A 12,796-nucleotide genomic window follows, 5' to 3' on the forward strand; every position below is an offset into this window, starting at 1 on the left:
CATTTTCTCGGAATCTTTCAGTCACCCGACGCGGATGCAGCGATGAGCAAGGTCACTTTCCAGATGACGCCTGGCGGTACCCTCAGTGGCGCGCTGCGCGTGCCGGGCGACAAATCGATCTCGCATCGTGCGGTCATGTTTGGCGCGCTGGCGCAGGGCATCACCGAGGTGGAGGGCTTTCTGACCGGTGAGGACTGCCTATGCACGATGCAGGCGTTTCGCGCCATGGGCGTCGACATTGAGCAGACGGCCCCAACGCAGCTGCGCATCAAGGGCGTCGGTCTGCAAGGCTTGCGCAAGCCGCAGGCGGTCCTCGATCTGGGAAATTCCGGAACCTCGATGCGTCTGATGGCCGGACTGCTGGCCGGTCAGGCGTTCAGCTGCACCCTGACCGGCGACGCTTCGCTGTCGCGACGCCCGATGAAGCGCGTGATCGAGCCACTGACGCGAATGGGCGCGAGCATTGAATCGGACGGCGGCCGCGCACCGCTGGTGATCCATCCGGTCACGCAGTTGCAGGCCATCCGGTATGAGTCGCCAGTGGCCAGTGCCCAGATCAAGTCCTGCGTGCTGCTGGCGGGGCTCTATGCGCAGGGCCGCACCGAAGTATTCGAGCCGGAGGCCTCGCGCGATCACACCGAACGCATGCTGCGGGCATTCGGCGTCGAGGTAGCGGCTCATGCGGGTTACGCTGCGATCGACGGCGGACAGAGCCTGCATGCGACCCGGGTTCAGGTTCCGGCGGACATCTCCTCGGCAGCGTTCTTCCTGGTGGGTGCGGCGATCGCCCCGGGTTCGGACGTCGTGTTGCGCGACGTCGGCATCAATCCGACCCGCACCGGCATCATCGAGGTGCTGCGCCAGATGGGAGCTGACATCCAGATCGAAAACGAGCGCATGTTCGGTGGCGAGCCGGTGGCCGATCTGCATGTCCGTGGCGGAGAGCTGCACGGCATCGAAATTGGACGCGATCTGGTTGCTGCAAGCATCGACGAATTCCCGGCAATTTTCATTGCTGCGGCATGCGCCGAAGGTGAGACCGTGGTGACCGGAGCCGAGGAATTGCGCGTCAAGGAGTCCGATCGCATCCAGACCATGTGCGACGGTCTGAACGCGCTCGGAATTGACGCGATCGCACTGCCGGATGGCATGCGCGTGCAGGGGGGTACACTGAAGGGCGGTACGATCGATTCGCACGGCGATCACCGGATTGCCATGAGTTTCGCGGTTGCGGCGCTACGTGCCGCGGCGCCGATCACGATCCTGGATTGCGCCAACGTCAATACGTCGTTTCCTGGATTCGCCTCGCTGGCGCGGGACGCTGGCCTGCGCATCGAAGTTGCTGGCGCCGAGTGATGCCCGTCACCATCCCAGTGATCGCGGTCGATGGCCCCAGTGGCGTCGGCAAGGGGCTGGTGACGCGCTGGCTTGCGCAGCGTCTTCCGGGATGGCACCGACTCGACAGTGGCGCCCTGTATCGCATCCTGGCGCTGGCGGCACATCGGCGCGGTATCGATCTGCACGATGCCCCGGCTGTCGCCGCGCTGGCGCCTGCGCTGGATATCCGTTTTGCCGGCACCACAGAAGACGATGAAGGTATCTGGGTTGATGGTCAGGACTGGACCCACGACGTTCGTCGCGAATCGACTGGAGCACTGGCGTCAATGATCGCGGCCGCGTTGCCGGTGCGGGCGGCTCTGCTGCAGCGCCAGCGCGACTTTCGTCAGGCGCCGGGCCTGATAGCAGATGGCCGTGACATGGGGACGGTTGTTTTTCCGGATGCCGTGCTGAAGGTGTTCATGGACGCCAGCCCGCAGGAGCGCGCCGAGCGTCGCCTCAAGCAGTTGAGTGCTAAGGGGATACAGGCTACACTCGCGCCCCTTTGCGAAGAGATTCGCGCCCGCGACGAGCGCGACCGAAGCCGTTCCGCATCCCCGCTGAAGCCTGCGGATGATGCTGAACTGCTTGATACAACAGGACTTTCACCGGAAGCAGTGGTTTCGAAGGTGGATCTTCTGTTGCAGCGGTATCGGTTGGTCTAGGACGTTTTCCCGGCGCAAAAACAGGTCGGTCTCACGATAGCGTGGGCCGGATTTTTCATTTCTAACAGGCCCCATCGCGAGTACGCGTAGGGAACGTTAACAGACAGAGTCTATAAATGAGCGAAAGTTTCGCTGAGATGTTTGAGGCCAGCCTCAAGAGTGGCCAATCCATGCAGTCCGGCACCATCGTCAATGCACGAGTGCTGGAGGTCAAATCCGACGTCGTCATCGTCGACGCCGGCCTGAAGTCGGAAGGCGTGATTCCGCTTCAGGAGTTCATGGTTGACGGCGAGCTGAAAGTCGCTGCCGGCGATGAAGTTGAAGTGGCACTGGAAACTGTTGAGGACGGCTTCGGCGAAACCAAGTTCTCGAAAGAGAAGGCCGAACGCATCAAGACCTGGGATCGCCTGGCCAAGGCCTTCGAAGAGAAGGAAACGGTCATCGGCACGATCACCGGCAAGGTCAAGGGTGGTTTCACTGTCGATATCGGTTCGGTTCGCGCGTTCCTGCCGGGCTCACTGGTCGACGTCCGCCCGGTTCGCGATACCTCGTACCTCGAAGGCAAGCCGCTCGAGTTCAAGGTCATCAAGCTCGACAAGCTGCGCAACAATGTGGTCGTTTCGCGTCGCGAAGTTCTCGAAGCCGAGTACAGCGCCGAGCGTGACAGCCTGCTGGCCAACCTGCAGGAAGGCATCGTCCTCAAGGGCGTGGTCAAGAACCTGGTCGAGTACGGCGCGTTCGTCGACCTGGGTGGCATCGACGGCCTGCTGCACATCACCGACATGACCTGGAAGCGGGTCAAGGATCCGGCCGAGGTTGTGACCGTCGGCGACGAGATCGAAGTCAAGGTTCTGAAGTACGACCGCGAGCGTCGCCGCGTGTCGCTGGGCCTGAAGCAGCTGGGCGCGGATCCCTGGGTCGACATCGAACGTCGCTACCCGGAGAAGACCCGCCTGTTCGGCAAGGTCACCAACATCACCGATTACGGCTCGTTTGTCGAAATCGAGCCGGGCGTCGAAGGCCTGGTCCACGTGTCCGAAATGGACTGGACCAACAAGAACGTCAATCCGGCCAAGGTTGTACAGGTTGGCGACGAAGTCGAAGTGATGATCCTCGACATCGACGGCGAGCGTCGTCGTATCTCGCTGGGCATGAAGCAGTGCAAGCCGAACCCGTGGGAAGATTTCGCCCAGAATCACCAGAAGGGCGACCGCGTTCATGGCGCGATCAAGTCGATCACCGACTTCGGCATCTTCATCGGTCTGGACGGTGGTATCGACGGTCTGGTGCATCTGTCCGATCTGGATTGGAACGAGCCGGGTGAAGTTGCCGTGCGCCGTTACCAGAAGGGTCAGGAACTCGACGCAGTCGTGCTGGCGATTGACGGTGCGCGTGAGCGCATCTCGCTGGGCGTCAAGCAGGTCAGCTCGGATCCGCTGGCCGAATTCATTGCCAGCACCACCAAGGGCGTGATTGTCAGCGGCACGGTGCGTGAAGTTGACGCCCGCGGCGCGGTCATCGACCTCGGCAATGGCGTCGAAGGCTACATCCGGGCTAACGATCTGGCGCGTGAGCGCGTGGAAGATGCGACCAAGCTGCTGAAGGAAGGCGATACTCTCGAATCGCGCTTCGTTGGCGTCGATCGCAAGAACCGCGTGATCCAGCTGTCGGTTCGTGAGAAGGAAATCCAGGAAGAGCAGGAGACTGTCGCGGAATACAGCCGCAACGCGTCGACTGGCAAGACCAGCCTGGGCGACCTGCTCAAGGAACAGATGGGCGGCAACAACAATTAAGTTGTTCGCCTATCATCCCGAAAACACGGGATAAATTAAAAGGGCCGCGCTTGCGCGGCCCTTTTTTTTTCTTTATTGTTCAAGCTTCTACATTCAACAGGCGGGCGGCAGCGCTCCATGACCAAGTCGGAACTGATCGAACATCTCGCCGGCAGGCAGACGCACCTGATGCACAAGGACGTCGAGTTGGCGGTGAAGCTGGTGCTGGATCAGATCAGCAATGCGCTGGCGCGTGATGACAGGGTCGAGATTCGTGGTTTCGGCAGCTTTGCGCTGCATCATCGGCCGGCCCGTGTCGGACGCAACCCCAAGACCGGCGATCCGGTTAATATTCCGCCCAAGCGGGTTCCGCATTTCAAGCCAGGCAAGGAGATGCGCGAGCGCGTCAATGCCAGTCTGGCGACTGTGCCCCACATTCTGCGAGCGGCCGATCAGCATGATCCCGACGCGGACGATGCCGAATAGGAGACGTCCGAATGTGGCGAATCGTGTTGCTGGTCCTGTTGATCGCCGTTCTAGTGCTGGGCGCGTCGATCGGGTACTTCAACGCACAGAGCGTCACATTCAACTATCTTCTGGGGGAGTGGCAAATTCCCTTGATCGCGCTGCTGATCGCGGACTTCGCCTTTGGGGTGCTCATTGCGCTGGCGGTTGCGGCGGCACGCATCCTGAGTTTGCGTCTGGAAGTTCGGCGCCTGCGAGGACGCATCCGCGAAAATGAAGCTGAGCTGCGCAATCTGCGCAATCTGCCGGTGAACCCCGAACCCAGTATCGCTGCGCCTCCGACGTCTTCGCCGGTCTGAGCGCAAAACAGGCGCATGCTCGATCCCTTGTTTCTGTGGCTGTTGCTGCCCCTGGGTTTTGTCCTCGGTTGGGCTCTGCGCCGCAATATGGCAAGCCAAAGCACGCACAGCCTCTCAACCGAGCAGTTGGGTGGGCTGCTGTCGCAGCTGGAATCCGATGATCCGGATCGCGCGATCGCTGCGCTGACTGCCGTCGCCGAGCTCGACCCTTCCACGGTTGAACTGCACATGACGCTCGGGCGCATGTTCCGCAAGCGCGGTGAGGTGGATCGTGCGCTGCGCGTGCATGAAGCCCTGGTTGCGCGACAGGGCATCGCGCCTTCGCTGCACGATCAGGCGCGCTACGAGCTTGCGCAGGACTACATGACTGCCGGGGTCATGGACCGGGCAGAGCAGCTGTTTGCCGCGCTGGCCGATCAAGGCAAGTACGTGACGGTCTCTCTAGAGGCGATTCGCACGATGCATGAACAGGCGCGCGACTGGAAGCCGGCGATTGATGCGGCGCGGCGTCTTGAAGCGGCACAGGGGGAATCGCAACGCGCAGCCATAGCACAGTACTTCTGCGAGCTGGCTGATGAGGCGCGGCGCGAAAAGAAGCTTTCTGAGGCCATTCGGCAGGCACGTCGGGCATTGGATGAAGATCCCGGCTGCGTGCGGGCCCATCTGATGCTTGGAGAATTGAACGAGGCTGACGGCGAATTTGCCGCCGCCGCCAAAGCTTATCTCCGGGCTTTCGAGCAGGACCCCCGTTTCCTGCCGGACGTGATCGAGCCCTTGCGTCGCTGCTTCGAGAAAACCGGCGATCGTGAGGCGTATCTTCAGTTTCTGGCGGATGCGCGCGAGATGTCCTCGTCGAGCCTGCCGATTCTGGCCGAGGCGCGCTTGCTGGCTGAAGGTGGCATCGATCCATTCGAGCATCTGGCTCAGGGTCTGGAGGCGCGGCCAAGCCGGGCCGTCTTGGCGGACTTTCTTGAGGTACTCGAGCGCCAGCCGAATGTCATTGCCTCCGGTCTGGACAAGCCTGCGGCGCGCCTGCGCGAAGCATTGGTGCGCCTTATGGAGACGGCGCCGCGCTATCAGTGCAGCCATTGCGGCTTCAGTCCGCGGCAGCTGTTCTGGCAGTGCCCCAGCTGCAAGCATTGGGGCACGACGGCGCCCGCCGACGACATCATGAAGGTCTGAATGCGCCGTTCCGACGGCATTCGTGAATCCTCCGTGTCGCCGTCTGCACCCTCCGCACATAATTTTCCAAGGAAATTCAAGCGATCAGGTGAACGTCCCCTTTGACGCCTGCGGATGACTCTGGCACTTTGCGGGACTGCGAGATTCCAATAACGACGACCAGAGGAGATTCGTGGGCAAGACCGCATTCGTGACCGGCGCCACCGGTTTCGTGGGCCTGAATCTCGTGGAGCATCTCTGCGAGCAGGGCTGGCACGTGATCGCCTTGCATCGCGCGCAATCGGATTTGTCCGGGCTGGATCGCCTGCCCAAGGTCGAGCGCGTGATCGGCGATGTCACCGATGCCCGTTCCCTCAGCGCCGTCGTGCCCAGGGGCGTCGACTGCGTGTTTCATGCGGCAGGCAATACCAGCCTGTGGTCCAAATCGCATGTCGAGCAGCTGAAGGTCAATGTCCGCGGCACACGCAACGTCGTGCGCGCAGCGCTGGAGGCGCGCGCCAAGCGGTTTATCCACACCTCGAGCATTGTCGCCTACGGCTTGCACAGCGGCGTCATCACCGAGGAGACGCCGACACGCGGCAGCGCCGTCGGCATCAACTATGTGCGCAGCAAGGCGCTGTCCGAGCGCGAGGTGCGCAAGGGTCTGTCGGCCGGTCTCAAGGCGGTGATCGTCAATCCGTCGAACATTCTCGGTCGTTACGACACCGCAAGCTGGTCGCGGCTGTTCCGATTGGTGAAGCAGGGGCGCTTGCCCGCGGTGCCCCCCGGAGGCGGCAGCTTCTGCCATGCGACAGAGGTTGCGAGGGCTCTTGTCGTTGCGGCCGAGCAGGGGAAGGTGGGGCAGAACTACCTGCTCGGGGGCGCGCAGGCCAGCTACGTCGGTCTGGTCAAGGCGATCTCCGATTCACTGGGGCTGAAGCGGCGCGTGGTCGCCGTGCATCCGCGCATCCTCACGGCCTATGCGCAGATCGAGGAATGGATTGCGCCGTTGTTCGGTCGCGAGCCGGACGTCACCGTCGATGCCGTCGAACTGCTATCGCAAAACCTATACTGCAGCAGTCGTCTGGCCGAACGTGAGCTCGGCTATCAGCCGCGCAAACTCGACGAAATGATCGTCGATTGCCGCGACTGGATGCGCGCGGAACATCTCCTCTGATCGGCTTTGGCTCCGCGGCATTCAGCGCGGACGTTCGACCAGTTCCACACGCCGGTTTTCTGCACGTCCCGCGTCTGTCCGGTTGCTGGCCACAGGAGCGAGATCACCCACGCCGGCCGGAACCAGGCGCGAGGCGGCAATGCCGTACTGAGTGACCAAAGCGTGCACCACGGCTGCGGCGCGACGCTGGGACAGACTCATGTTGACCTCATGCGTGCCCACGCTGTCCGTATGTCCGACGACATACAGCGTGAGCCCACCTTGCTGCTTCAGCAATTCGGCGATCTGATCGAGCGCCGGCGTCGACTCGTCGCTCAAGGCATCGCTGCCGAAATCGAAGTAGATATTGCGCAGTGCGATGCGACCGGTTTCGCTGATGGCCTTGTTCATTGCCGAAGCGTCGATGAGTTTCTGCTCCATCGCCGTACTTTCAACAACATCGGCGAGGATGATGGCGCGACCCGATGTTTCCTTGACGACCGTGGAGCTCTTGAAGCCCACGTAGACCGCCACATGTGTGTGACCGTTGGCACTGCGGGCGACCAGGAAGTAGGCGTCATTGGGATCAGGAAACGAGTAGTACGCGCGATCACTGCCGGTTGAGGCGCCGGAGTCGGCGAATGCCCGGCGCTGGCCATTGCCGAACAGCACCTCCAGCAGGAGCGGACGTCCACCGCATTCGGCTTTGCTGCAGCGATACAGCACCTTGTAGCCCTGCTGCGCCAGGCCCTGCTCGTAGTTGCGGAACACCTCCAGTGCGCTCCGACCCGCCGGCGCGGCGTACATCAGGCGCGTGACCGCGCCTTCGAGTCGCTGCCCGGGCTCGGTGGTCCAGCCGCCATCCCGCTTGAGCGGCTTGCCGAGCGGCAGCCAGTAGCTGTCGAAGGTCTTGTTCTGGCTGCGCAATAGGCAGGCGCCTTCATAACGCTGCACCGCCGGGTGCTCCTGCGCGGACGGATCGTCGGTGCAGCCCTGTGCGCGTGCGTCCATGCCGCAAAGCTGCAGGCCGAAAAACACCAGCGTGACGGCGACCGTTCGCCGTGATCGCGCATGGCGCGGTGTGTTCAAGGTGATGTTGCCGGTACGCAGTGGCATCGTCGCTCCCAGTTCAGTCCCAGTCCGCAGAACTGCATTCTGTTCCCGCGCGGCGATGTCGACTCTGACGTGTTTCGCAGAACGGTGCCGATTGCGGGAGGAGAGTGTGACGCAGTTCGCGACGCGCGCCTGATGCCTGCTCGTGGCTCGCGAGGGATGCCGCCTAGCGCAAGGCGTCCGCCGCGGCGCGCTGGCGTCCCTGCTGCGGCCGCCAACTCTCCGGAAGCGTGCCGCGGATTTCCTTGCGTTTGGCCAGCAGGCGTGCGCGATCCTGTTCGTTCAGATTCGGCAGGCGCAGCCCGGCATCAAGTTGCGCCAGCGCATTGCCGGCGTCGCCGCGCAGGAACAGAAAGGTGGCCATCTGATACGACGCTTCGACCATGTTGCCGCTCTCACGGGCCGCCTGCGCCAGCAGGCTATAGGTCTTGAACTGCGTGCCAAGCACCTGGTCGCGGGAGATCAGCACCTGGCGCGCATCGTCCGGCCGGCCTGCAACCATCAATGCGTCGGCGTAGGCCAGGATTGCCGGCGCGTAGGCGGGGTATGCCTGCAGCGTGCGTTCTAGTGTGGCGACACCGTCGGCAATCTTGCCGGTCTGCAGTTTCAGCGTGCCGTCAAGCAACTGCACATGCGCCTGCCGCGGTTGCGCCTCGCTTAACGGCGCCAGGGTTGCGAGTGCCTGGGCACTCTGTCCGAACTGTTCCTGCGCCAGCGCGAGGCCGTACCGGTTGGCTGGCGTATCCCGACCCGCACTCAGCTGTGCGCTGAAATAGTCGACTGCCTGACTCGGATGGTCGACGGTCAAGACACGAGCGCGTGCTTTCATCAGCTCGAAGTCAGGTGAAGACTGGGGAGCGACCTGCGGAAGTTCCGCCGCGCGTTCGCGCGCTTCGGCGACACGATTGGTGTTCAGTGGATGCGTTCTCAGGATCTCGGGAACGCCAGTGCCATAGAGTCGTGACTGTTGTTCCAGTTTCTGGAAAAAACTGCCCATGGCGTTGGGGTCGAAGCCTGCTCCGGACATGGTCTGGACGCCGATGCGATCCGCTTCCTGTTCGTGCGCACGGGTGTAACTGACCTGGCGCTGGTAGTTCATTGCCTGACCGACCGACAGCGCGCCGATGACGACATCCGGATCAGCCGATCCGGCAATGATGGCGGCAATCACTGCAAGCCACGTGGCAATGCTCGCGACTTCAGTGTCTTCGCCGGAGCGAGCGATATGACGTTGGGTGACGTGCGCCAGTTCGTGCCCCATGACACCCGCTACTTCGCTTTCATTGTCTGCAGCCAGCAACAGCCCGGCGTTGAATCCTACATAACCGCCGGGCAGCGCGAATGCATTGACCCTCGGGTCGGCGACAACGAAAAACGTCAGATCAGGTGCCTGTGTCTTGCTGTGTGAGGCCAGCTTCCAGCCAAGCGCACTGATGTAGGTGGTGATTTCGGGATCTTCGAGGATGTATCCGACGCGATACAGCTCGGACATCACGCGGGCGCCAAGTTGTTTTTCCTGCATGGGCGTCAGCGTGTTATCTGCGGGCTCTCCGATCTGCGGCAGGTCGAGCGCGGACGGCGGAACCGCGGATGCCACCGCAGTGATGCAGCAGAGGGCAGCTGTCAGCAGCGTCGAAAATATGCGCATGGAGCAGAACGATCGTGACCGCCGGCAATTTAACCGACAACGCCGGTATAGAGCATGAAACCTGGTGAAAGGTTCGGAAAAGTTCGGTTGCCGACGAAAGTTCACGCCGGCGTCCAGCTGCCCAGGGACTGACCTTGCCGTATCGGCTGACCGGGTTGCAGCTTCGTGTCCCACTGCACCCTCTGTCGCGGTGCAAGCAGAATCACGGTTGAACCCATATTGAAGCGACCGATCTCCGCGCCTCGCGGCAAGGTCACCGGAGTCATCGGCTCATATTCGGTTGGTTCGGCACGCAGATGCGGCGGCGACACCATGCCAGCCCAGACCGTTTCCAACGATCCAACGAACAGTGCGCCGACCATGATCAGGCCGACCGGGCCGGCGTCTGTATCGAAGATCGCGTTGAGGCGCTCATTGCGTGCGAACAGATTCGGCAGTGCGCGTGCGGTGGCGGCGTTGACGCTGAACAGTCGGCCCGGAACGTACGTCCAGCGCTGCAGGCGACCGTCCAGCGGCATGTGGATGCGGTGATAGTTGTATGGCGCCAGATAGATCGTGCAGAACTCGCCATCGGCAAATGCAGCGGCTCGTTCCGTGTCTCCGGCGAGCAGGTCCAGCAGCGAGTAGCTGTGTCCCTTGGCCTGAATCAGGCGCCCATCACGAATCTGGCCGAACTGGCTGACGGTTCCGTCGACCGGACTCAGAAACGCCCGTGGATCAGCGGCGAGGGGGCGGGCACCGGGCTTCAGCGCTCGCGTGAAAAAATCGTTGAAGCTGACGTAGTCTTCGACGCGGCTGCGTTCCGCCTCGGTCAGGTCGATCGTGAATCCGCGCATGAACAGGCGGATCAGTGCATTCTTGAATCCGGGATGCTGGATCTGTGCAACACGGTGCACCATCGACGATAACCATCGTGTGGGCAATACGCGCTGAAGCCCCGCAAACAACTGATCACCCAGGCCCGCGCGCTCACCTGCTTCGGTAGAGTTCATCGCGGGCCTCACGTAGGGCGGACTTCGAAACTCGCAGAAACCTGCTGGTCGCCGCAGTGGATCGTCAGCTCACTGCGATCGCCGCTGCGCAGATCGCGCTGCGCACGGAACAGCATGATGTGATAGCTGCCCGGTTTGAGTTCAGCCGTCCCGCCAGCCGCAAGCTCGATGCGTTGATCACGCAGCATGCGCATGACGCCGTCCTCGGCCACGCTACGGTGCAGCTCGGCGGCGCCGAAGTCAGCGCCGGTGACCCGGTCGCAAACCAGATCGTTGTTGCCGTTGTTGCGCAACGTCACATATCCGGCATGCGCGCTGGCGCCAGGCGGGGCCTCACGTATCCATGCGTCGGCGGCGCTCAACACCGGTTGCGCGGCTCCGGAACAGGCGCCGCACAGAATCATCAAGGCAACGAGACAGGATCGGTACAAAGCGCGTGTCATGAGCGGTTCCTGAGCACAGTGCCGAGGTCGCGGACCAATGCGTCGACCTGATGCGGCGGAGTGAAATAGCCTGCGATTCGAGCTTGCGGGTCGATCAGTACCAGCGCAGCCGAGTGGTCCATTGTGTAGCTTTCGGGCGTATCGCCCGGCACCTTCAGATACGCGACGCCGAGCGTCTGTGCCATCTGCTTGAGTTGTGGTTCTTGCGTGGTGACGCCGATGAAATTCGGGCTGAAATACTGGACATACCGCTTCAGCGTCTCAGGGGTATCGCGTTCGGGGTCGATGGAGAACAGCGCGACGGTCAGATTCGACGATTCGCTGCCCAGCTGCGCTTCGACCGCCTTGAGCACGCCCAGCGTCGTCGGGCAGATATCCGGACAGTAGGTGAAACCCGGGAAAATCAGGGTCCAGTGTCCCAGCAATGATTCGCGCGTAAAGGGTTGGCCGTCCTGATCGATCAGACTGAATTCCGGCAGCGAGCGAGGCGCCTTCAGCAGCGTGCCCGAACCGATCGCGATGTTCTTCGGGGAGGACAGCAGAGCGGCCGCAATCAGGCCAAGGATCAGTGCCGCGACGCCGGCGAAGACGATCAGGGCCTGACGATTGTTCGGGGGCGATGAAGAATTGGATGAAGACAAGGCGTGGTCCTGACGTTGGCGTGCTGTCGGCGAGAGCCGCATAATGCGCGGCCATTATCCCATAGCTGCCGAGCCAGATCGTCTGCCCGACATGATCCGCCCATGATCCGCCGTTTCGAAACCGATGCACTCAACACTGTTCGCGACCTGGTGCGCTGGGGCGCCAGCCGTTTTCGCGAAGCCGGGCTGCATTACGGTCACGGTACCGATAATGCGCTCGACGAGGCCTATTTTCTGACGCTGTGGGCGCTGCATCTGCCGATGGATCTGCCGGCGATCTATCTTGAGTCGACTGTGACCTCGGCCGAGCGCAGTGCTGTTATCAAGCTGCTGCGTTCGCGGATTGCAACGCGCAAGCCTGCGGCTTATCTGATCGGTGAAATCGAGTTCGCCGGCATGCCTTTTTTCGTCGACGATCGGGTGCTGGTGCCGCGCTCGCCCATTGGCGAGCTGATCCGGCGTGATTTCGAGCCCTGGCTGCAGGGCGCGCCTGAACGCATTCTCGATCTTTGCACCGGCAGCGGCTGCATCGGCATTGCCTGCGCCAGTCAGTATCCGCAGTCCGAGGTCGATCTGGCGGACATCAGCTCCGGCGCGCTGGCCGTTGCCCGCAAGAACATCAAGCGACATGGGCTGGAACAGCGTGTGCGTGCGGTGCGCTCGGATGTCTATGACGGGCTTGGCGACGCGACCTACGATCTCATCGTGACCAATCCGCCCTATGTCGGGACCGCCGAGTGGAAGGGGCTGCCTGAAGAGTACCGCCATGAGCCGCGCATCGCCCTGGAGGCCGGCAGTGACGGTATGGATATCGTCGAGCGCATTCTCACCGGCGCGCCCGAGCGCCTGCGTCCAGGCGGCCTGCTGATTTGCGAAGTGGGCGACAGCGTCGAGGAATTCGATGCACGTTGGCCGCGGCTTCCGGTGACCTGGATCGAATTCGAACACGGCGGCGACGGCGTGTTTCTGATCTCCCGCGAAGACCTGGTTGCATCTCTCTAAGT

General features: G+C 62.3%; 13 protein-coding genes. 8 read left to right on the forward strand and 5 right to left on the reverse strand.

Annotated features, from left to right (window positions below; all coding sequences use genetic code 11):
- Nucleotides 1-42 precede the first annotated feature (42 nt).
- From aroA to E4T66_RS08335, 7 genes are all read left to right on the forward strand, one after another.
- The gene (gene aroA / locus E4T66_RS08305) at nt 43-1,356 is read left to right on the forward strand and encodes a 3-phosphoshikimate 1-carboxyvinyltransferase (protein WP_136848540.1); all 1,314 of its coding nucleotides are present in this window, start codon (nt 43-45) and stop codon (nt 1,354-1,356) included.
- Complete coding sequence (cmk, locus tag E4T66_RS08310; protein WP_136848541.1) at nt 1,356-2,042, forward strand: (d)CMP kinase; 687 nt, start codon at nt 1,356-1,358, stop codon at nt 2,040-2,042. Before aroA ends, cmk begins: the two co-directional genes overlap by 1 nt.
- A gap of 116 nt (nt 2,043-2,158) precedes the next feature.
- A complete protein-coding gene (gene rpsA / locus E4T66_RS08315) occupies nt 2,159-3,835 on the forward strand; it encodes a 30S ribosomal protein S1 (RefSeq protein ID WP_136848542.1) in 1,677 nt (558 codons plus the stop codon).
- Between the two features lie 117 nt (nt 3,836-3,952).
- Nucleotides 3,953-4,300 (forward strand): integration host factor subunit beta, encoded by a 348-nt coding sequence (locus E4T66_RS08320; protein WP_248679539.1) that lies wholly within the window; start codon nt 3,953-3,955, stop codon nt 4,298-4,300.
- Nucleotides 4,301-4,311: 11 nt separating this feature from the next.
- Nucleotides 4,312-4,638 carry a LapA family protein gene (locus E4T66_RS08325; RefSeq protein ID WP_136848543.1) on the forward strand — a complete coding sequence of 109 codons (327 nt, stop codon included), beginning with the start codon at nt 4,312-4,314 and terminating at the stop codon, nt 4,636-4,638.
- 15 nt (nt 4,639-4,653) lie between these two features.
- Nucleotides 4,654-5,820 carry a tetratricopeptide repeat protein gene (locus E4T66_RS08330; protein ID WP_136848544.1) on the forward strand — a complete coding sequence of 389 codons (1,167 nt, stop codon included), beginning with the start codon at nt 4,654-4,656 and terminating at the stop codon, nt 5,818-5,820.
- Nucleotides 5,821-5,992: 172 nt separating this feature from the next.
- Nucleotides 5,993-6,976, forward strand: coding sequence for an SDR family NAD(P)-dependent oxidoreductase (locus E4T66_RS08335; protein ID WP_169577542.1), 984 nt, complete (start codon nt 5,993-5,995; stop codon nt 6,974-6,976).
- Between the two features lie 21 nt (nt 6,977-6,997).
- On the opposite strand, the gene E4T66_RS08340 is transcribed toward E4T66_RS08335, so the two are convergent.
- The 5 genes from E4T66_RS08340 to E4T66_RS08360 all read right to left on the reverse strand — a co-directional run bounded on the left by E4T66_RS08340 (nt 6,998) and on the right by E4T66_RS08360 (nt 11,792).
- Nucleotides 6,998-8,071 (reverse strand): OmpA family protein, encoded by a 1,074-nt coding sequence (locus E4T66_RS08340; protein ID WP_136848546.1) that lies wholly within the window; start codon nt 8,069-8,071, stop codon nt 6,998-7,000.
- 163 nt (nt 8,072-8,234) lie between these two features.
- Nucleotides 8,235-9,665: a M48 family metalloprotease gene (locus E4T66_RS08345; protein ID WP_248679541.1), complete on the reverse strand. Its 1,431-nt coding sequence runs from the start codon at nt 9,663-9,665 to the stop codon at nt 8,235-8,237.
- A gap of 152 nt (nt 9,666-9,817) precedes the next feature.
- Nucleotides 9,818-10,708, reverse strand: coding sequence for an archaetidylserine decarboxylase (asd, locus tag E4T66_RS08350; protein ID WP_136848548.1), 891 nt, complete (start codon nt 10,706-10,708; stop codon nt 9,818-9,820).
- 8 nt (nt 10,709-10,716) lie between these two features.
- Nucleotides 10,717-11,151 (reverse strand): copper chaperone PCu(A)C, encoded by a 435-nt coding sequence (locus E4T66_RS08355; protein WP_136848549.1) that lies wholly within the window; start codon nt 11,149-11,151, stop codon nt 10,717-10,719.
- Nucleotides 11,148-11,792 carry an SCO family protein gene (locus tag E4T66_RS08360; protein WP_248679543.1) on the reverse strand — a complete coding sequence of 215 codons (645 nt, stop codon included), beginning with the start codon at nt 11,790-11,792 and terminating at the stop codon, nt 11,148-11,150. Before E4T66_RS08360 ends, E4T66_RS08355 begins: the two co-directional genes overlap by 4 nt.
- 102 nt (nt 11,793-11,894) lie before the next feature.
- Here E4T66_RS08360 and prmB point away from each other — a divergent pair, with 102 nt between their 5' ends.
- Nucleotides 11,895-12,794 (forward strand): 50S ribosomal protein L3 N(5)-glutamine methyltransferase, encoded by a 900-nt coding sequence (gene prmB / locus E4T66_RS08365; RefSeq protein WP_136848551.1) that lies wholly within the window; start codon nt 11,895-11,897, stop codon nt 12,792-12,794.
- The last annotated feature ends 2 nt before the right edge of the window (nt 12,795-12,796 follow it).

Source organism: Sinimarinibacterium arenosum, assembly GCF_005047655.1.
Classification (GTDB): Bacteria; Pseudomonadota; Gammaproteobacteria; order Nevskiales; family Nevskiaceae; genus Solimonas.

Bases quoted from the DNA above. Each gene is read 5' to 3' on its own strand.
- aroA (WP_136848540.1), top strand. From the start codon at position 43: ATGAGCAAGGTCACTTTCCAGATGACGCCTGGCGGTACCCTCAGTGGC.
- cmk (WP_136848541.1), top strand. From the start codon at position 1,356: ATGCCCGTCACCATCCCAGTGATCGCGGTCGATGGCCCCAGTGGCGTC.
- rpsA (WP_136848542.1), top strand. From the start codon at position 2,159: ATGAGCGAAAGTTTCGCTGAGATGTTTGAGGCCAGCCTCAAGAGTGGC.
- E4T66_RS08320 (WP_248679539.1), top strand. From the start codon at position 3,953: ATGACCAAGTCGGAACTGATCGAACATCTCGCCGGCAGGCAGACGCAC.
- E4T66_RS08325 (WP_136848543.1), top strand. From the start codon at position 4,312: ATGTGGCGAATCGTGTTGCTGGTCCTGTTGATCGCCGTTCTAGTGCTG.
- E4T66_RS08330 (WP_136848544.1), top strand. From the start codon at position 4,654: ATGCTCGATCCCTTGTTTCTGTGGCTGTTGCTGCCCCTGGGTTTTGTC.
- E4T66_RS08340 (WP_136848546.1), bottom strand. From the start codon at position 8,071: ATGCCACTGCGTACCGGCAACATCACCTTGAACACACCGCGCCATGCG.
- asd (WP_136848548.1), bottom strand. From the start codon at position 10,708: ATGAACTCTACCGAAGCAGGTGAGCGCGCGGGCCTGGGTGATCAGTTG.
- E4T66_RS08355 (WP_136848549.1), bottom strand. From the start codon at position 11,151: ATGACACGCGCTTTGTACCGATCCTGTCTCGTTGCCTTGATGATTCTG.
- prmB (WP_136848551.1), top strand. From the start codon at position 11,895: ATGATCCGCCGTTTCGAAACCGATGCACTCAACACTGTTCGCGACCTG.